The organism is Pseudomonas sp. D5(2026) (genome assembly GCF_057766845.1).
Map to the genome: position 1 here is coordinate 1795364 of NZ_CM173421.1, position 21079 is coordinate 1816442.

At 65.8% G+C, this 21079-nt stretch carries 4 protein-coding genes; 2 read left to right on the forward strand and 2 right to left on the reverse strand.

The genetic code is table 11. The annotated features are described in order from the left end of the window. Together AC3B5Q_RS08355 and AC3B5Q_RS08360 are read right to left on the reverse strand one after the other, a co-directional pair. The gene (locus AC3B5Q_RS08355; protein ID WP_103462273.1) at positions 1 to 543 is read right to left on the reverse strand and encodes a PA2404 family protein; all 543 of its coding nucleotides are present in this window, start codon (positions 541 to 543) and stop codon (positions 1 to 3) included. Beyond that, a complete protein-coding gene (locus AC3B5Q_RS08360) occupies positions 540 to 1736 on the reverse strand; it encodes a PepSY-associated TM helix domain-containing protein (protein ID WP_021784854.1) in 1197 nt (398 codons plus the stop codon). Before AC3B5Q_RS08360 ends, AC3B5Q_RS08355 begins: the two co-directional genes overlap by 4 nt. A 249-nt stretch (positions 1737 to 1985) precedes the next feature. Here AC3B5Q_RS08360 and AC3B5Q_RS08365 point away from each other — a divergent pair, with 249 nt between their 5' ends. Further along, positions 1986 to 17678 (forward strand): non-ribosomal peptide synthase/polyketide synthase, encoded by a 15693-nt coding sequence (locus AC3B5Q_RS08365; protein ID WP_488392968.1) that lies wholly within the window; start codon positions 1986 to 1988, stop codon positions 17676 to 17678. Continuing rightward, positions 17678 to 21067, forward strand: coding sequence for a non-ribosomal peptide synthetase (locus AC3B5Q_RS08370; protein ID WP_101196451.1), 3390 nt, complete (start codon positions 17678 to 17680; stop codon positions 21065 to 21067). The genes AC3B5Q_RS08365 and AC3B5Q_RS08370 overlap by 1 nt, the downstream gene beginning before the upstream one ends. Positions 21068 to 21079: the final 12 nt, after the last annotated feature.

Below are 21079 nucleotides of genomic sequence, written 5' to 3' on the forward strand. Positions count from 1 at the left end.
CTAGCGGCTGCCAGCCTGCGTCTGCAGCCAGGCGACTGTCGCTGGCGAGGCCTGGCTCAGGGGAATCGAAGCCTGGTGCACGCTGCCATCCCAGCCCTCCATGGTGATCCACAGTTCAGCGTTGGGCCGGGTCTTGGCTGGAACCGGGACGGAAGCGCCCATGCTGTACGGTGAACCGAAGAAAATGCTCCCGGCCGCGCGCAGGCTGCGTGGCTTGCCCACCCGCAGGTAAGTGGCCTTCACTTCGCCGATACAGTGGTTGCACAGCGCCGCACTGAAACTCTTGAAATACCCGGCTGGGCCTTCCTGGCGGGGCGCCGCAGCACGGAATTCGGCCAGACGCAGGCTCCATGGGCCTACTGCGACCACACCCGCCTCACGCTCACCCAGCCCGGCTTCTCCTTTGAACAATGCCTGGTCGGCAAAATACCTGGGCATGAACCCCAAAGGGACGAGTATCAGCAGGATGTTCAGGTGAAAGCGCCATTTCAGCCACAGGCGGCGTGAGGCCGAAGGTGCGTCGGCGGTGGTGGCTCGGCTCATCGGGCGGTCTCCGGCAGGTGGGCGTCTTGCGCGGCGGTAGCCGTCGGTGCGCTGCGGGGTTTGCGTTTCAGTGCGGCTGCAGTGGCCTGTGCGGTGCGCTTGCTCCAGATCAACAGGCCGCTGAGCACCATCAAGGTCAGCACCAGGCCAAAAACGAACCAGATCATCTTGACCCACAGCCCGCCGAAGTCGCCAGTGTGCAACGGGCGCATGGATTCGGTGACGAACTCCAGTGAGGTGCGATCATCCAGGGTGTGCGAGGTGGCGACCACGCCTGTGTACGGGTTGATGCTGGCGCTCTGGAACATCAGCGGGTACCAGCCGCGGCCACGGATGTTGAAGGTGTCATAGGCATTGCCTGGCAGGCGCACGAAGGATGCCTCGAAGCCGGGGATCTGCGCCTTTACCGTTTCGATGGCATGCTCCAGGCTGACCAGCCGGGGCGCTTCGCCAGCCTGCAGCAGCGGTACGTCATCGCGGGCCACCACCGCGGGTACGTCGCGGCTTGAGATCGAGATGTGGTTGTCGGCCAGCAACGCCTGGATCAGGAACCAGGTGCCGGTGATCGCGATCACGGCAATGAACCAGATCGACCAGATACCGCTCAGGCGATGGAAGTCACCCCAGAAGATGCGGGCACCTTGGCGAAAGCGCAGGGTAGGTTTCAGAAAGCCTTTCCAGAAGCGCTTGTAGACGACCAGGCCGGTGACCAGCGAGGCAAGCATCGGCAAGCCCAGCAGCGAGACCAGGTACCACCCCCACGGGTAGCCGTTGCCGAAAGGTACCAGCCACCAGCCATGCAAGGCGCGGGTGAACTGGCGAAAGTCGAAGGAGGGGCTGATGCCCTGGATCTTGCCTGTATAGGGGTTCACGTAGAGGTTCTGGGTGGTGTTGTCCGGCTGCACCACCTGCACCTGCAGCGCAAAGTGCGACTCGTCCGGGCGCATGATGTATTGCACATCCAGCTCGGGGCGCGCTTCACGCAGGGCCTTGAGCACCTGGTCGTAGGTCAGCAGTGGCGCATCATCGCTCGGCTTCGCCGCGCGTATCTCCGGTTTGGCCAGCCACACCAGCTCCTGGCTGACCACTGCCAGGGTGCCGGTGAAGCAGACGATCAGCACGAAGAACCAGATGGGCAGGGCCAGCCAGCTGTGAACCAGGAACCAGAGTTTCGAGCGTGACTTTTTGGACATAGGGGCCGGTGCCTTGTGGTTTGGGTGGCTTGCGCGTCGATCCCTCGCGGTATGAGGAAAATCCCGCCGGTACCCTTATGACGCGCGAGGGCAGGCAAACCGGAAAACCGTCTGTCATGGCAAACCCCAGGCCCCCGGCTGAGCCTGCCTTTGCCAGTGGCCGTGACGGGTTAATTTTCCCGGTGTTCCATCCGTTTCGTAGGGATAGCCGAGTTGTTACTCGAAACCCATGTGCACGGATGAATCCCGATGAATGTTGAGAAGTCCCTGAAGCTCGCCCGCCGTTTCATTGAGCTGCCGGTGGAAAAGCGGCGGCTGTTTCTCGAAACCCTGGCCAGCGAGGGTATCGACTTTTCACAATTCCCGATCCCTGCGGACGTTGCCGTCGACGATCGCCATGCACTGTCCTATGCCCAGCAGCGCATGTGGTTTCTGTGGCAACTGGACCCACACGGTGCCGCCTACAACCTGCCCAGTGCGGTGGTGCTGAAAGGGGCGCTGGACACCTCGGCGGTACAGCGCGCGTTCGAGCAGGTACTGCAGCGACACCAGGCCCTGCGTACTGTGTTCCAGACCCAGGGTGACGAAGTGGTGCAAGTGGTGCAGCCAGCGGCCATCGTCATTGAAGAACACGACCTTCAGGCGCTGGCCGGCGGGGCCCGCGACGCCGCTGTAGCGCAAGCCGTCCGGGACGAAGCCGGTTTGCCCTTCGACCTCCAGCAGGGCCCGCTGTTTCGCGTACGCTTGTTGAAGCTGGCGGCACAGGAGCACGTGCTGCTGTTGACCCTGCACCATATCGTCGCCGATGGCTGGTCGATGAACGTGCTCATCCAGGAATTCGTCCACGGCTACGACGCCTTGGTTCGCGGGCAGGTGCCGGTGCTGCCTGAGTTGCCGATCCAGTACAGTGACTATGCGCTGTGGCAGCGGCGTTGGCTGGAGGCCGGGGAGCAGGCGCGACAGCTGGCTTACTGGCAGGCCAAGCTGGGCGACCAGCACCCGGTATTGCAGTTGCCTGCCGACTACCCGCGCCCGCTGCATGCCAGCCGCCAGGGCCAGCGCCTGCCCATCGCGGTGCCACAGGGCCTGAGCGAGCGCCTGGTGGGCCTGGCGCGTCAGCAAGGGGTCACCTTGTTCAGTGTGCTGTTGGCCGGTTTCAAGCTGCTTTTGCAACATTACAGTGGCCTGCAGGACATCCGTGTCGGAGTGCCGGTCGCCAACCGCAATCGCCAAGAAGTCGAGGGGCTGATTGGCGTATTCGTCAACACCCAGGTGTTGCGCACCGAGCTCGACCCGCAGATGTCCGTCGCCCAATTGCTGGCCGATATCCGCGAAACCACCCGCGCGGCCCAGAGCCACCAGGATTTGCCGTTCGAGCGTTTGGTCGAAGGCCTGCAAGTCGAGCGCAGCCTCAGCCATACGCCGTTGTTCCAGGTGTTGCACAACCATCAGGCGAACGTCGCCGACATCGGCGCCTTGCGCAGCGAATCAGGCCTTGAGCTGCACGTGCTGGAGCGCCACGAGCGCAGTGTCCAGTTCGAGCTCACCCTCGATACCGTGGAGCGCGACGGCCAGGTGCAGGCAGCCTTCACCTATGCCCGCGAATTGTTCGCCCCGGCCACCATCGAGCGTATGGCGAGCCATTGGCTGAACCTGTTGCAGGCCATGGCCGCCGACCCGCTGGCAGCCATCGGCGACTTGCAGCTGCTGGGTGCCGGCGAGCGGCAGCGGCTGCTGCAGGCCAGCCAACCGGCCTCCAGCGAGTTCGCCGTCGACAGCATACTTGCGCTGTTCGCCGCGCAGGTGGCGCAGCAGCCGCAGGCCCCGGCACTGGTGTTCGGCGACCGGCAACTGAGCTATGCCGAACTCGATGCCGATGCCAACCGGCTGGCACACCAACTGATCGAGTGGGGCGTCGGGCCTGAGGTACTGGTGGGTATTGCAGTCGAACGGTCGGTGGAGATGATCGTTGGCCTGCTGGCCATCCTCAAGGCCGGCGGTGCCTATGTGCCGTTCGACCCCGAATACCCGCAAGAGCGGCTTGCCTACATGCTCGACGACAGCGGTGTTCAACTGCTGCTGACCCAGCAGGCGCTGCTGGCCCGTCTACCGCAGGACACACAAGTGCGCTACCTGGTACTCGACCAGGCAGCAGAGGAACTGGCGCGCTTCAGTACGACGGCTCCGCCTGCACAGCTGAATGCCGATAACCTGGCCTATGTCATCTATACCTCGGGCTCTACCGGGCGTTCGAAGGGTGTCACCATCAGCCATGGCGCCCTGGCCAACTACGTGCAGGCGGCCTTGCAGCGCCTGGCGCTGGGCCGGGTCGCGAGCATGGCGGTGGTTTCCACGCTGGCGGCCGACCTTGGCCACACCACCCTGTTCGGCGCACTGTGCAGCGGCAGCTGCCTGCATGTGATTGCCCTGGACATCAGCCTGGACGCCGAGCGTTTCGCCGCCTACATGCACGCACACGCCGTGGACGTGCTGAAAATTGTCCCTTCCCACCTGCAGGCATTGCTCGATGGCCCGCACCCGGCCCGGGCACTGCCACAGCGTGCGCTGGTGCTGGGCGGCGAGGCTTGCCCCGCCGGGCTGATGGCACAACTGGCGCAGCTGGCCCCGCACTGCACGCTGTTCAACCATTACGGCCCAACCGAAACCACCGTGGGCGCGCTCGCTGATGCGGTCGAGGCGCCACCGGCGACGGGGCGTGCGCCGCTTGGGCGGCCGTTGGCCAACATGCAGGCTTATGTGCTGGACGCTTCGCTGCAACCGCTGAGCACCGGCTGCCAGGGCGAGTTGTATCTTGCCGGCGCAGGGGTAGCGCGAGGCTATCACCGCCGCGCGGCGATGACGGCCGAACGCTTTGTGCCCAACCCGTTCGGTGCCGCCGGTACCCGCGTGTACCGTACCGGCGATCTGGCGCGGCAGCTGGCGAACGGCCAGGTCGATTACCTGGGGCGGGTCGACCATCAGGTAAAGATTCGCGGTTACCGGATCGAACTGGGTGAAATCACCGACACCCTCAAGCGCCAGCCCGGTGTGCACGACGCCGTGGCCGTTATCCGCGGCAGTGGCAGCGCGGCCCGCATCGTGGCCTACGTGGTCCCCGACAGCCAGTCTGATGCCCCGCAGGTGCTTGCCGAAGTACAAGCGGCGCTGGCCAGGCAGTTGCCGGACTATATGCTGCCGAGCCGCTTCATGGCATTGCCCGGCATGCCACTGACACTCAACGGCAAGCTCGATTTACGTGCCTTGCCGGTGCCTGACGAAGGCCCGGCACAGGCCTACCGTGCCCCGCAGACCACCTTGCAGCAGCAGCTGGCGCTGATCTGGCAGGACGTGCTGAACGTCGCCCAGGTAGGGCTTGACGACAACTTCTTTGCCCTGGGTGGGCATTCCCTGCTGGCGACGCAGATCATCGCCCGGGTCCGGCGCATCCTGGGGCGTGACGTACCGTTGCGCAGCCTTTTCGAAAGCAACTCGCTACAGGGCTTTGCCGAACAGGTAATGGGCGCTGGCGCGCAGCACGTCGAGCCGATCGCCGCGGTGCCGCGTGACCAGCCCCTGGTCGCGTCGCACGCCCAGCAGCGGCAATGGCTGTTCTGGCAGATGCAGCCGCACAGCACCGCCTACCACACACCTATGGTCGTGCGCCTGCGCGGCGAACTGGATCGTGCCGCATTGACCCAGGCCTTCGCGATCCTCTGCGAACGCCATGAAGCCTTCCGCACGACGTTCGTCGAGCGCGATGGCGTGCTGCTGCAGCGCATTCAGCCTGCGGGTGAATTACCGCTGGCCTGGGACCGACTGCCGGCAACGGCCGAGCTGGCACACATACAGGCTCAGGTACTGGCCGAGACCCAGCGGCTGTTCGACCTGGGCACCGGCCCGTTGTGGCGCGCCAAGGTGCTGCAGTTGGGCGAGCAGGACCAGTTCCTGGTGGTCACCTTGCACCACATCATTTCCGATGGTGGCTCGATGAGCGTGATGGTGCGTGAGTTCGTTGCCCTGTACCAGGCCCTGCACCGGGGCGAGGCGCCGGCATTGGCCAAGCTGCCGATCCAGTACGCCGATTACGCCGCCTGGCACAAGAACTGGCTCGACCAGGGCGAACTCCAGCGCCAGCTGGACTACTGGCGCGGGCAGCTGGGAAGCGAGCAGCCCATCCTGGAACTGCCAATCGACCACCCGCGCAGCGCGCTGAAAGACCACCGTCTGGGGCGCGTCGCATTCGCCCTGGACAGCGAACTGGCGCAGCGCTTGCGGCAGTTGGCGCGTGAGCATGAGCTGACCCTGTTCCAGCTGTTCCTCGGCGCTTTTGCCCTGTTGTTGCAACGCTACTGCGAACAACCCGATGTGCGCATCGGCATACCGGTGAGCAACCGCAGCCGGCAAGAGCTGGAAAACGTCCTGGGCTTTTTCGTCAATACCCTGGTCATGCGCGTCGAAGTCGACCCGGCGATGAGCGGCGCAGCGCTGCTCAGCCAGGTCAAGGCTACGGCACTGGCCGGGCAGGCGCATCAGGACCTGCCGTTCGACCGCCTGGTAGAAGCCTTGAACCCGCAACGCTCGCTGGACCGTAACCCGCTGTTCCAGGTGATGTACAACCACCTCAGCATTGCCGGCCAGCAGGTGGGCAGCACCAGCCTGGCAGGTTTGCATGCCGAGGAAATGACCCTGCAGGGTGGCACCGCGCAATTCGACCTGACCCTGGAAACGTTGGAGACCGACGCGGCGATCAACGTGTCGTTCCTCTACGCTGCCGAGCTGTTCGAAGCCGCTACCCTGCAACGCATGGCTGAGCACTGGTGCAATTTGCTGCGCGGCCTGGCCGCCGACCCAGGCCAGGCTGTCGGCGAGCTGCCGTTGCTGGCGCCGCAGGAGCAGGCGGCCCTGTTGCAGGGCTGGCAACAGGCGGGGCTCGCGGTTGCGCCGGCGGCGGTTCACCAGCTGATTGCCGAACAGGCCCGGCGCCAACCGCAAGCGGTAGCGTTGCTGGTCGGCGACCAGCAACTGAGCTACGGCCAGCTCGAGGCCCGGGCCAACCAGTTGGCACATCGCCTGCGGGCGCTGGGTGTCGGCCCCGACGTGCTGGTGGGCATCGCCCTGGAGCGTTCGCTCGACATGGTTGTCGGCTTGCTGGGCATTCTCAAGGCCGGTGGCGCGTTCCTGCCGCTTGATCCTCAGTACCCGACAGAGCGCCTGGCCTACATGATGCAGGACAGCGGCATCGACCTGTTGCTCAGTCACAGCCGGGTGCTGCCGGGCCTGGACGTGCAGGCCGGCATTAGTACGCTGCTGCTCGACCAACTGGGTGAGCAGCCGGGCGCCGAACAGGCGCCCACCGTGGCATTGAGCCCACAAAACCTGGCCTACGTGATCTACACCTCGGGTTCTACCGGCCAGCCCAAAGGCGTTGCGGTTGCACACGGGCCGCTGGCCATGCACTGCCTGGCCACTGGCCAATGGTACGAAATGACCCCGGCGGACCGTGAGCTGCATTTCCTGTCGTTTGCCTTCGACGGTGCCCATGAACGCTGGCTGACCTCGCTGGTCATGGGTGGCAGCCTGCTGCTGCGCGACGATGAGCTGTGGAGCCCCGAGCGCACCTACGAGGAGATACGCCGGCATGGGGTGACCATGGCCGGATTCCCGCCGGCCTACCTGCAACAGCTGGCTGAGCATGCGGCGCATGCCGGTAACCCTCCGCCGGTTCGTCTTTACAGCTTTGGCGGCGATGCCATGCCGCGGGCGACGTACGAGCGGGTGCAGCAAAGCCTGCAACCTCAGGTGATGATCAATGGGTATGGCCCCACCGAGACCGTGGTCACACCGATGGTCTGGCGTACCCGCGCCGGGGATCATTGCGACAGCGCCTATGCACCGATCGGCCAGCCTGTCGGCGAGCGCAGTGCGTGTGTGCTGGACGCCGCCCTGGGCCTGCTGCCAGCAGGTGTGGCCGGGCAGCTGTACCTGGGCGGTGCCGGCCTGGCCCGCGGCTACCTGGGGCGCCCGGGCCTGACAGCCGAGCGCTTCGTGCCCGACCCGTTTGGCACCGAGGGTGCGCGTCTGTACCGCACCGGTGACCAGGTTTGCCTGCGCGCCGACGGGCAGTTCGATTACCTGGGACGAATCGATAACCAGGTAAAAATCCGCGGCTTCCGTGTCGAGCTGGGCGAAATCGAGGCGTGCCTGCTGGCCTGCGCTGAGGTGCGCGAGGCCGTGGTGGTGGCCGTGGACGGCCCAAGCGGCAAGCAGCTGGCGGCTTACCTGGTGCTGGCCGATAGCATTGCCGCACACGGGCCGGCCGAGCAGCGCGAGCAGCTGAAGGCGGCGCTGCGCCAGAGCCTGCCGGACTACATGCTGCCGACCCACTGGCTGGTGCTTGAGCAACTGCCGTTGTTGCCCAATGGCAAGCTCGACCGCAAAGCACTGCCGGCACCAGACTTCAGCGCCCTGCAGCAGGCCTACGTGGCGCCACGCAATGCCCTGGAGCAGCGTCTTGCCGCGTTGTGGCAGCGCGTGCTGAAGCTCCCGCAGGTGGGCGTGAGTGACAACTTCTTCGAGCTTGGGGGCGACTCGATCATCTCGATCCAGCTGGTCAGTCGGGCGCGTCAGGACGGCCTGCTGTTCAGTGCCCGTGATCTGTTCGAGCATCAGACCGTGGCCGCACTGGCCAGCGTTGCCCAAGTCGGTGCATGCGAAGCGCAGGCCGACCAGGGGCCGCTCAGCGGCGAGCAGGAGCTGCTACCTGTACACCAGCTGTTCTTTGCCCAGGCGATTCCGGCACGTCACCACTGGAACCAGTCGGTACTGCTTGAGCCACGGCAGCCCTTGAGTGCCGCAAGCCTGGAACAGGCGCTGCAAACTATGGTCGATCACCATGACGTCTTACGCCTGAGTTTTGCAGCCGCCGATGACGGCTGGAAGGCGCACTACCGCAGCCCCGCACAGTGCGCCCAGGCGGCACTGCTGTGGCAGGCCGCGGTGGATGATGAAGGGGGGCTGCATACGTTGCTCGAGCAAGCACAGCGCAGCCTTGACCTGGAAAACGGGCCATTGCTGCGCGCGCTGCTCGCAACGCTGGCGGACGGCAGCCAGCGGTTGCTGTTGGTCGTTCATCACCTCGTGGTGGATGGGGTGTCATGGCGCATCCTGCTGGAGGACCTGCAACAGGCCTACGCTGCCGTGCTTGCGGGTAACCAGCCGAACCTGCCCGCCAAGAGCCATTCCATGCAGGCATGGGCCAAGCGCTTGCAGGGGCATGCAGCGTACATGCAGGGCCAGCTTGGCTACTGGTGCGAGCAGTTGCAGGGGCGCGCCGCACTGCCACGTCGGCAGGTCAGCGACCTGGCCGCAGCCAATCAGCAGTGCCACGCCCACACGGTTTACAGCCGCCTGGACCGCGCATGGACCGAGCGGCTGCTGCGCGAGGCGCCGGCAGCCTACCGCACACGTGTCAACGACCTGCTGCTTGCAGCCCTGGTGCGGGTGATTGCAGGCTGGACCGGGCGCGACGAAGTGTCGGTGCTGCTTGAAGGTCATGGCCGTGAAGCACTGTTCGACGACCTGGACCTCAGCCGCACGCTCGGCTGGTTCACCACGGTGTTCCCGCTGAAGCTGGCGGTGCCCAGCGAGCGTTCCCACACCTTGAAGCAGGTCAAGCAGCACCTGCACAGCATTCCCGACAATGGCATCGGTTTCGGGGTGCTGGGCCAATGGGGCAGCGCCGAGGCGCGCCAGCAGTTGGGCCATGCACCGCTGCCGGAAATCACCTTCAACTACCTGGGCCAGTTCGATGGCAGCTTCGATCAGGCCGAAGCGCTGTTCGTGCCGGCCAAGGAAGACAAGGGCGCCGATCACGACGCGCAGGCGCCGCTGGGCAACCTGTTGAGCCTCAATGGCCAGGTGTACGGCGGTGAGCTGAGCCTGGGCTGGACGTTCAGTCGCGAGTTGTTCGATAGCGCCACCCTTGAGCGTCTGGCCGCCGATTACACCCGCGAGTTGCAGGCGTTGATCGAGCACTGCTGCACACCGGGGGTGTGCGGTGTAACGCCGTCCGACTTCCCGCTGGCGCGCCTGTCGCAGACCCAGCTGGACCAACTGCCAGTGCCGGCGGCCGAGATCGCCGACCTCTATCCGCTGGCGCCGATGCAGCAGGGCATGCTGTTCCACGCCTTGTACGAGCAGCAGGCGGGGGATTACGTGAACCAGATGCGCGTCGATGTCGATGGCCTGGATGTCGAGCGTTTCCGCCGTGCCTGGGAGGCCGTGCTGCAGCGCCACGATATCCTGCGCACGCAGTTCCACTGGGAGCACGAGCAGGCTCTGCAGGTGGTACGCAAACACGTTGAACTGCCGTTCGTGGTGCACGACTGGCAGGGGCGCGAAGGCCTTGAGGCTGCCCTCGAGCAACTGGCAGTCGACCAGCGTCAGCAGGGCTTCGACCTCAGCCAGGCGCCATTGCTGCGCCTGGCGCTGGTGCGCACTGGTCCGGCCCGACAGCACTTGCTCTATACCAGCCATCACATCCTCATGGATGGCTGGAGCAACTCCCAGCTGTTGGGCGAAGTGCTGCACCAGTACGCCCTGCTGGGCGACGGTCAGCTCTCGGCATTGCCACCGGTCACCAGCCGTTACAGCGATTACATCGGCTGGCTGGGCCGGCAGGACGCCGCTGCCGGTGAAGCGTTCTGGAAAGACTGCCTGCGCGACCTGCAAGGGCCCACCCGGCTGGCGCAGGCCATTGCCTACGAAGCCCAGGCCGAAGCCGGGCAGGGCTACGCCGAGCATGTGCAGGTGATCGATGCCGCCACCACCGGGCAGCTGGTGGCACTGGCGCGCCAACACAAGGTCACCCTCAACACCTTGCTGCAGGGTGCCTGGCTGTTGCTGCTGCAACGCTATACCGGGCAGGACAGCGTCACGTTCGGGGCCACGGTTGCCGGGCGCCCGGCTGCGCTCAAGGGCATCGAGCAGCAGGTGGGCCTGTTCATCAACACCTTGCCGGTCACTGCCAGCCCGGCCCCGCAGCTACCGTTCGCGCAATTCCTGCAGCAGTTGCAGGCGCAGAACGTGGCCATGCGCGAGTTCGAACACACCCCGCTGTTCGACATCCAGCGCTGGAGCGGGCAGGGCGGCGAGGCCCTGTTCGACAACATCCTGGTCTTCGAGAACTACCCCGTTTCCGAAGCGCTGCAGCAGGGTACCCCGGCAGGCTTGAGCTTCGGCGAGGTCTACAGCCGCGAACAGACACATTACCCGCTGACCCTGTCGATCAGCCAAGGGCAGACTTTGCAGTTGCACTACAGCCATGCGCTGGAGCATCTGCAGCGCCCGGCGCTGGCTGCGCTGGCCGACAACTTCCAGCATGTGCTGCAGCAGTGCCTGAGCTTGCCGCTGGACAGCTGCCTGGGCGCGTTCTGCCTGGTAGCCCCTGCCACCCGCGAAGGGCTGTTGCAGCACGTCAACCAGACGGCTACCGATTACCCGCTGCAGCACAGTTATGCCGAGCTGTTCGAAGCGCAGGTGGCCCGTACCCCGCAGGCGGTCGTTGCGCGCTGCGGCGACCGGCACTACAGCTACAGCGAGCTCAACCGCCTTGCCAACCGTGTGGCCCATGGGCTGATTGCCCTGGGGGTCGGGCCTGACCAGCCAGTGGCCTTGCTGGCGCAGCGCAGCCTTGAGCTGCTGGGCATGATGGTGGGCACCTTCAAGGCCGCCGCCGGCTACCTGCCACTGGACCCTGGCCTGCCACAACAACGCCTGAGCCATATTGTCGCCTTGAGCCGCACCCCGGTGTTGCTCTGCACCGAGGCGTGCCAGGCGCAGGCCGAGGCCTTGCTGGACGCATTGGACGAGGCACGGCGGCCGCAGCTGTTGGTGCTGGAAACCCTCGACCGGCCTGACAGCGCCGAGCACGATCCGCAGCGCTACAGTGGCCCGCAGCACCTGGCGTACGTGATCTACACCTCGGGTTCGACCGGGCAGCCCAAAGGGGTGATGGTCGAGCAGGCGGGCATGCTCAACAACCAGCTGAGCAAGGTGCCATACCTGGGCCTGGGGCCGGACGACGTGATCGCCCAGACCGCGTCGCAAAGCTTCGACATTTCGGTGTGGCAGTTCCTTGCAGCGCCACTGTTTGGTGGCTGTGTGCAGATTGTGCCGAACGAACTGGCGAATGATCCCGAAGCACTGCTGCAGCAGGTGCGCGAGCAGCGCATCAGTGTGCTCGAGAGCGTGCCGTCGTTGATCCAGGGTATGTTCCAGGCCCCGGCCGTTACCCTGCCGTCGCTGCGCTGGATGCTGCCCACCGGCGAAGCGCTGGCGCCGGAAACCGCACGTCAATGGTTGCAGCGCTATCCCGATGTCGGGCTGGTCAATGCCTATGGTCCGGCTGAATGTTCCGATGACGTGGCGTTCTTCCGCGTCGACCTGGCGAGCACGCAAGGCGTGTACCTGCCCATTGGCAGCCCCACCGACAACAACCGCCTGTATGTGCTGGACGCCGCATTGGAGCTGGCGCCGCTGGGCGTCACCGGAGAGCTGTGCGTGGCAGGAACCGGCGTGGGCCGTGGCTATGTCGGCGACCCACTGCGTACTGCCCAGGCCTTTATTCCGCACCCTTGCGGGGCGCCCGGCGAGCGCCTGTACCGCACTGGCGACCTGGCCCGGCGCCGTGCCGACGGCGTGCTGGAGTACGTCGGCCGGGTCGATCACCAGGTCAAGATCCGCGGTTTCCGTATCGAGCTGGGCGAAATCGAAGCCGCGTTGCTCGACAGCGATCAGGTACGCGAGGCGGTGGTGATGGCTCAGCCTGGCGCCAACGGGCCGCAGTTGGTGGCCTATTGCGTGGCTGAAGACGCGGTGGCTGCCGACGCGCTCAAGCAACAGCTCAAAGCCAGCCTGAAAGCCCGTCTGCCCGACTACATGGTACCCGTGCACTGGGTGCTGATGGCGCGCCTGCCGTTGACGCCGAACGGCAAGGTAGACCGCAAGGCGCTGCCGCTGCCGGACATGAGCCAGGCACGCCAGGCCTATGTTGCCCCGCGCAGTGAACTGGAGCAGCAGCTGGCCGCGATCTGGCAGGACGTGCTCAAGCTTGAGCAGGTGGGGCTGGCCGACAACTTCTTCGAACTGGGTGGCGATTCGATCGTTTCCATCCAGGTGGTCGGGCGCGCCCGCCAGGCCGGCATCGCCTTCAGCCCCAAGGATGTTTTCGAGCAGCAGACGGTGCAGGGCCTGGCGCGTGTCGCTCGGCTGGGTGCCGCTCAGCAGCAGATCGACCAGGGCCCGGTCAGCGGTGAGCTGCACCTGCTGCCGGCCCAGTCCGAATTCTTCGCGCTGGCTATTCCCGAGCGCCATCACTGGAACCAGTCTGTGCTGCTGGACACCTTGCAGCCGCTGGATGTCGACCGGCTGGAACACGCCCTGCACCAGTTGGTGGTGCACCATGACGGCTTGCGCCTGAAGTTCGACGAAAGCGCACAGGGCTGGAGTGCCAGCTTCGGCGAAGCGCACGTGCGCCACGCGCTGTTGTGGCAGCGTGACTGTGCCGATGCGCAGGCGCTGGAGGCTCTGTGCGACCAGGCCCAGGCCAGCCTGTGCCTGGGCAGTGGCGACCTGGTGCGTGCGGTGCTGGTAACGCAGCCGGGCGAGTGCCAGCGCTTGTTGCTGGTGATCCATCACCTGTTGGTCGACGGGGTGTCCTGGCGGATCCTGCTGGAGGACCTGCAGCGTGCTTATCGTCAATGCGTGGCGGGCCAAACGGTGGTGCTGCCGGCCAAGACCAGTTCGCTCAGGGACTGGGCCGGGCAGTTGCAAGCCTATGCCGGCAGCGAAGGGCTTGGCAGCGAGCTGGCGTACTGGCAGGCGCAGTTGCAACACGACCACGCCGAGCTGCCCTGCGACCACCCGGGCGCCGGGCAACAACGCCGACGTGCGCGCACGGTCAGCACGCAACTTGACCGCGAAGTGACCCGGCAGCTTCTGCAAGAGGCTCCCGCCACCTATCGTACTCAGGTCAACGACTTGCTGCTGACTGCGCTGGCGCGGGTGGTGGGACGCTGGAGCGGCCAGGCCGCGACGCTGATTCAGCTGGAAGGGCATGGCCGCGAAGAACTGTCCGCCGACCTTGACCTCAGTCGAACCGTCGGCTGGTTCACCAGCCTGTATCCGGTGTGCCTGCGCGTCGAGGGCGAGCTGGGCGCGTCGATCAAGCAGGTCAAGGAGCAGTTGCGCGCCATCCCCAACAAAGGCCTGGGTTATGGTGTGCTGCGTTACCTTGGCAGTGACGAGCAGCGTCAGGCCCTGCAAGGCCTGGCAACACCACGTATCACCTTCAACTACCTGGGGCAGTTCGACGCCAGCTTCGATGGCGCCGGCGATGCCTTGCTGCAACCTTCCCGGCTGGGCGTCGGCGCCGAACAGAGTGCTGACGCGCCGCTGGAAAACTGGCTCAGCCTCAATGGCCAGGTCTATGGCGGCGAGCTGCGCATGGGCTGGACGTTCAGCCTCGACCTGTTCGACGAACAGACCGTGCAACGCCTGGCGGACGATTACGGGCACGAGCTGCGCAGCCTGGTCGAGCATTGCCTGCAGGCCAACGAGGCCGGTGAACAGGGCATGACACCTTCGGACTTCCCGCTGGCGGGCCTGAGCCAGGCCCAGCTCGATGCGTTGCCGGTACCGGCGGCGCAAGTCGAAGACATCTACGCGCTGTCGCCGATGCAGCAAGGCATGCTGTTCCACTCGCTGTACGAGCAAGGCAGCGGTGACTACATCAACCAGATGCGTGCCGATGTGCAGGGGCTGGATGCCGAACGCCTGCGGGCCGCCTGGCAGGCAGTCTACGACCGCCACGAGGTACTGCGTGCCAGTGTGCTGTGGCAAGGCCAGCAGCAACCGTTGCAGGTGACCCACAAGCACCTGGCCGTGGCGCTGGTGTACCAGGACTGGCGCGAGCGACGGGAGCTGACTATCGCGCTCGACCAGCTGGCCAACGCCGAACGCCTGCGCGGGTTCGACCTGGGCAAGGCGCCGCTGCAACGCATCCAGGTCATCCGTATTGGCGATGATCACTACCACCTGATCGATACCAACCATCACATCCTCATGGACGGTTGGAGCTATTCGCAGCTGCTGGGGGAGGTACTCGAACAATACGGTGCCCAGGCCCGCGGCGAGCCTCGCCCAGCGGCGCCGGCAGGGCGCTACCGCGATTACATCGGCTGGTTGCAGCGCCAGGATGCGCAGGCCAGCGAGCAGTTCTGGAAAGCCCTCCTGGCGGACCTGGAACAGCCCACACTGCTCAGCCGCAGCCTGGCGACCGGCCAGCCATTGGCCGAAGCCGACGTGGCCGGGCAGGGGCAGGTTGTCTTGCTGCGTGATCGCCAGCAAACCCGCCAGCTCAGCGATTTTGCCCGGCAGCACAAGGTCACCCTCAACACCTTGATGCAAGGGGCCTGGTTGTTGCTGTTGCAGCGTTATACCGGGCAGGCGGCGGTCGCATTCGGTGTCACCGTAGCGGGCCGTCCTGCCGAGCTGCGCGGTGTCGAAGCGCACATCGGGCTGTTCATCAACACCTTGCCGGTGGTTGCCAGCCCGCGCCCGGAACAACCCGTGGTGCAATGGCTGCAAGCGTTGCAAAGCCTCAACCTGCAATTGCGTGAACACGAACACACGCCGTTGTTCGAGATCCAGCGCTGGGCCGGTCACGGCGGCGAGGGGCTGTTCGACAGCATCATGGTGTTCGAGAACTACCCAGTCTCGGAGATCCTCCAGCAAACGGCACCCGAGGGACTGCGTTTCGATGCGGTGCACAACCATGAGCAGGCCAACTACCCATTGACCCTGGCGGTCAACCAGGGCGAGACGCTGTCGGTGACTTTCGGCTACGACCGTGGCTGCTTCGCTGCCGTGCAGGTCGAGCAACTGGCTGGGCACCTGCGACAGTTGCTGGAGCAGATTGTCGAGGCCTCGGCGCACCAGGCGCTGGGCAGCCTGACGCTGCTCGATGCGCAACAGCAGCAGGCCACCTTCGCCCAGTGGAACCCGGCCCCCGCCGAGCACCCGGCCGACCAGGCCCTGCACAGCCGGATCGAGGCCCAGGTGCAGCGCACCCCCGATGCCATCGCCGTCACCTGCGAGGGCCAGGCCCTGAGCTATGCCCAGCTCAACCAGCGCGCCAACGCCCTGGCCCGGCGCCTGGTCGACGACGGGGTCGGGCCTGACGTGCTGGTCGGCCTGGCTGCCGAGCGCTCGCTGGACATGGTCGTTGGCATCTTCGCCATCCTCAAGGCCGGCGGTGCCTACGTGCCGCTGGACCCGGCCTACCCGGCCGACCGTTTGGCCTACATGATCGAAGACAGCGGTCTGCAGCGCGTGCTGGCCCAGCCCCAGGTGCTGGCCAGCCTGCCGGTGCCGGCAGGCGTGCGCGTGCTCAGCCTGGAAAGCAACGATGACTGCAGCCAGGCCGACCCGCTGGCCTGCTCACCGGTCACGGTCAGCCCGGACAACCTTGCCTACGTGATCTACACCTCCGGTTCCACCGGCAACCCCAAGGGCGTACTGCTGCCGCAGCGCAACGTGCTGCGCCTGTTCACGGCCACCGACGCCGACTTCCGCTTCGGCAGCGACGACGTGTGGAGCCTGTTCCACTCCTATGCCTTCGACTTCTCGGTGTGGGAAATCTTCGGCGCCCTGCTGTACGGCGGGCGCCTGGTGATCGTGCCGCAGCACACCAGCCGCTCGCCCGAGGCCTTCTACCAGTTGCTGGCCGATGAACAGGTCACGGTGCTGAACCAGACCCCGTCGGCGTTCAAGCAACTGATGGCGGTGGCCACCACGGCCGAGCCGCAGCGGCCGCTGGCACTGCGCAGCGTGGTGTTCGGGGGCGAAGCGCTGGACGTCAACAGCCTGGCACCGTGGTTCGAACGCTTCGGCGACCGCCAGCCGCAGCTGGTGAACATGTACGGCATCACCGAAACCACCGTGCATGTCAGCTACCGGCCGCTGTCGCTGGCTGACCTGGGCAAGGCGGCCAGCAGCCCGATGGGCGTGCCGATCCCCGACCTGTCCTGGTATGTGCTCGACGGCGACCTGAACCCGGTAGCCAAAGGCTGCATCGGCGAGCTGTACGTGGGCCGCGCCGGCCTGGCACGCGGCTACCTCAAGCGCAGCGACCTGAGCGCCACGCGCTTCGTGCCGGACCCGTTCGGTGCCCCTGGCGGGCGCCTGTACCGCACCGGTGACCTGGCGCGCTACCACGCCGACGGGGTGATCGAATACGCCGGGCGCATCGACCACCAGGTGAAGATCCGCGGCTTCCGCATCGAGCTGGGCGAGATCGAAGCCCGCCTGCAGGCCCAGCCGCAGGTGCGCGAGGCCCTGGTGCTGGCCCAGGAAGGCGCGACCGGCCAGCAGCTGGTGGCCTACCTGATACCCGCTGCCGAGGTAGCGCTGGAGCAGCACGCCGGGCTGCGCGCGCAGTTGCGCGAACAGCTGAAGGAGGCGCTGCCGGACTACATGGTCCCGGCGCACCTGTTGCTGCTCGACCGGTGGCCGCTGACAGCCAACGGCAAGCTCGACCGCAAGGCCCTGCCCAAGGCCGATGCCAGCCTGTTGCAGCAAGGTTATCGCGCCCCGCGTAGCGAGCTTGAACAGCAGCTGGCAGCCATCTGGCAGGACGTGCTCAAGCTTGAGCAAGTGGGCCTGGACGACCACTTCTTCGAACTGGGCGGCCACTCGCTGCTGGCCGTCAGCGTGGTTTCGCGGGTGCAACTGGAACTCGGCCTGAGCCTGACCCCGCAACTGATTTTCCAGCACCCGACCCTGGCGAGCTTCGCCGAACAGCTGGCCCAGGCATCTGCGCCGGCGGACACACAAACACTCAGCAAGCTGTCGGCTCTGCTGGACGAAATGGAGGAGGTGTGATGGACACCGCAGTCGCCACGAAAATTGCCCAGCGTTTCATCAATCTGCCGCTGGAAAAGCGTCGCCAATACCTGCAGAAAATGCTTGAGGAAGGCGTGTCCCCGGCCAACCTGCCCATTCCGCTGGTGCGCGACGACACCACCGTGGTGCCGTTGTCGTTTGCCCAGGAGCGCCAATGGTTCCTGTGGCAGATGGAGCCCCAGGGCACTGCCTACAACATCGGGGTCAGCCTGCGCCTGCATGGCCCGCTGAACCTGCAGGCCTTGCAAGGCAGTTTCGATACGCTGCTGGCGCGGCACGAGAGCTTGCGCACCACGTTCACCCATGACAGCCGCGACGGTGGCCCGCGCCAGCAAATCGCCCCACAGCTGACGGTAGCGATCGAATGCCGTGAGCGCGGCGTGGGCGATGAGCAGGCGCAGATTCAGGCCTTCGTCGAAGCCCACCGTGAGCAGCCGTTCGACCTGCAACACGGCCCCGTGTTGCGCGTGGCGTTGCTGCGCCTGGCGGCCGAGGACCATGTGCTCAGCCTGGTGGTGCACCACATCGCCGCTGACGGCTGGTCGCTGAAGGTCATGGTCGACGAACTGCTGCAGGGTTACAGCGCCTGTTGCCGAGGGCATGCCGTGGCTGTTCGGCCGCTGCCCATCCAGTACGCCGACTATGCCATCTGGCAACGGCGCTGGATGGAGGCCGGTGAACGCGAGCGGCAGCTGGCCTATTGGCAAGCGCAACTGGGTGGCCAGCAGCCGGTGCTGGAACTGCCGACCGATCGGCCCCGCCCGGGGCTGATGAGCTACCGCGGCGCACGACACGACTTCAGCTTGCCGGCCGAACTGTGCCAACGCCTGCAAGACCTGGCCCGCCACGAAGGGGTGACCTTGTTCGTGCTGTTGCTGGCCGCGTTCCAGGCCTTGCTGCAGCGCTACAGCGGGCAGCAGGACATTCGCGTGGGTGTGCCCATCGCTAACCGCAACCGGGTAGAAACCGAAGGGTTGATCGGGTTTTTCGTCAACACCCAGGTGCTGCGCGCGCAAATCGAGCCGCAGCAGACCTTCCGCGCGCTGTTGCAGCAAGCCCGCCAGGCCGCCAGCGACGCCCAGGCCCATCAAGAGCTGCCGTTCGAACAACTGGTCGAAGCCTTGCAGCCGGGGCGCAGCCTGAGCCACAGCCCGTTGTTCCAGGTCATGTTCAACCACCAGCGCCAGGGCAATGGCCAGCAGGCCGCCAGCGACACAGCGCTGCGTATCGAGGCGTTGCCTGGTGAAACGCGCACCGCGCCGTTTGACCTCACCCTGGAAACCTTCGAAGCGCCAGGGCAGATCGGCGCTTCTTTGAACTACGCCACCGATCTGTTCGATGCCACGACCGTGGCGCGCATGGCCGGGCACTGGGTGCAATTGCTGGACGGCATCGTGGCCGACGCGGGCCAGCGAATCGCCGCGTTGCCACTGCTCAGCGACAGCGAGCTGGACGTGATCGGGCAAGCCTGGAATGACACGGCGGTGCCGGTTGCCGACGCCTGCATTCAGCACTTGATCGAGCAGCGTGCCGATGCCACGCCGCATGCACCGGCGGTGCAGTTCGAAGACCAGACACTGAGCTACCAGCAGCTCAACGAACACGCCAACCGCCTGGCCTGGCGCCTGATCGAAGGCGGCGTAGGGCCGGACGTCAAGGTCGGGGTGGCCCTCGAACGCTCGCCACAGATGCTCGTCGCGTTGTTGGCCGTGCTCAAGGCCGGGGGTGCCTATGTACCGCTGGACCCTCATTACCCGGACGAGCGGCTGGCCTACATGATGGAGGACAGCGGCATCAGGCTGCTGCTGACCCAACCTTCGCTACAGGCACGCCTGCCGATACCGGTCACGGTTCAGTGCCTGTTGCTGGCGCCCGAGCACCTGCTGGGCAGTGGCTGCAACGCGGCAGCCTACGGTGTGCACAACCCGCAGCTGCAACTGTCGGCCGAGCACCTTGCCTACATGATCTACACCTCGGGCTCCACCGGCAGGCCAAAAGGGGTGATGGTGCCCCACGGCGCGCTGGTCAACTTCATCGCCAGCATGGCCAAGGCGCCGGGGCTGGCTACCGGCGATCGCCTGTTGTCGTTGACCACGTTCTCGTTCGATATCTTCGGGCTGGAGGTGTACCTGCCGCTGGTGCAGGGTGCCTGCGTGGTCCTGGCCGGTCCGGATACCGCACAGGACCCGCAGCGGGTACTGGAGCTGGTCGCGCGGCAGGCGGTGACCGTGTTGCAGGCCACCCCTTCGACCTGGCGCATGCTGCTAGACAGCGGCCGCGGTGAGGTGCTGGCGGGCTGCACGAAGTTATGTGGCGGTGAAGCGCTGAGCGATGACCTGGCGCAGCGGCTGCTGGCCCTGGGCGGGCCGTTGTGGAACCTGTACGGGCCGACCGAAACCACCATCTGGTCAGCGCTGCATCGCTTGCAGCCCGCCAGGCCGCAGGCGTTGCTCGGCAGGCCGTTGGACAATACCCGGCTCTACCTGCTGGGTGAGGACCTGGCGCCGGTACCCGTTGGCGTTGCCGGCGAGCTGCTGATTGGCGGGGCGGGGCTGGCGCGCGGGTATTACCAGCGGCCTGGGCTGACCGCCGAGCGTTTCGTCCCCGACCCGTTCGCCGAGAACGGTGAGCGGCTGTACCGTACCGGCGACCTGGCACGCTATCGGGCCGATGGTGTGGTGGAGTACCTCGGGCGAATCGACCAGCAGGTGAAGATTCGTGGCTATCGTATTGAACTCGGTGAAATCGAGGCACAACTGGCGCGTCATCCCGCCATTCGCGAAGCGGCGGTGGTCGCCCGGCCGGGGCCTGGGGGCCAGCAGCTGGTGGCTTACCTGGTGCCGCAAGACCTGGCCGTGGTCGACGATGGGCAAACGCGCGAGGCACTGGGCGAGGCGCTGAAGCGGCAACTGCGCAGCGCGTTGCCGGAGTACATGGTGCCGACCTGGACGACGTTCGTCGCGACCTTCCCCCATACCCCCAATGGCAAGCTTGACCGCAACCGGCTGCCTGCCCCCGACCTGAGTGTCGCCCGGGTGGCCTACCTGGCACCGCAGAGCGAGCTGCAGCAGCAAGTGGCGCAGATCTGGCAGGAGGTACTGCACGTCGATCAGGTCGGCCTTGCCGACAACTTCTTCGACCTCGGCGGGCATTCGCTGCTGGCCACCCAGGTCACCGTGCGCCTGCGTGAGCAGTTGAAGCTGGAAACAGCAGTCAAGGCGCTGTTCACCACCCACGACCTGCAAGCCTACTGCGCCGAGATCGCAGTCGCCCCGCCGCAAACCCAGGCGGTCAACGATGCCTTGGCTAAATCCTTGGAGGCCCTCAAACGTCTATCAGCCGAAGATCTGGAAAATCTGATCTCTTGACAGGGGAAGGGC

Coding starts and splice junctions, on each gene's coding strand:
- AC3B5Q_RS08365 (WP_488392968.1), top strand. CDS start 1,986: ATGAATGTTGAGAAGTCCCTGAAGCTCGCCCGCCGTTTCATTGAGCTG.
- AC3B5Q_RS08355 (WP_103462273.1), bottom strand. CDS start 543: ATGAGCCGAGCCACCACCGCCGACGCACCTTCGGCCTCACGCCGCCTG.
- AC3B5Q_RS08360 (WP_021784854.1), bottom strand. CDS start 1,736: ATGTCCAAAAAGTCACGCTCGAAACTCTGGTTCCTGGTTCACAGCTGG.
- AC3B5Q_RS08370 (WP_101196451.1), top strand. CDS start 17,678: ATGGACACCGCAGTCGCCACGAAAATTGCCCAGCGTTTCATCAATCTG.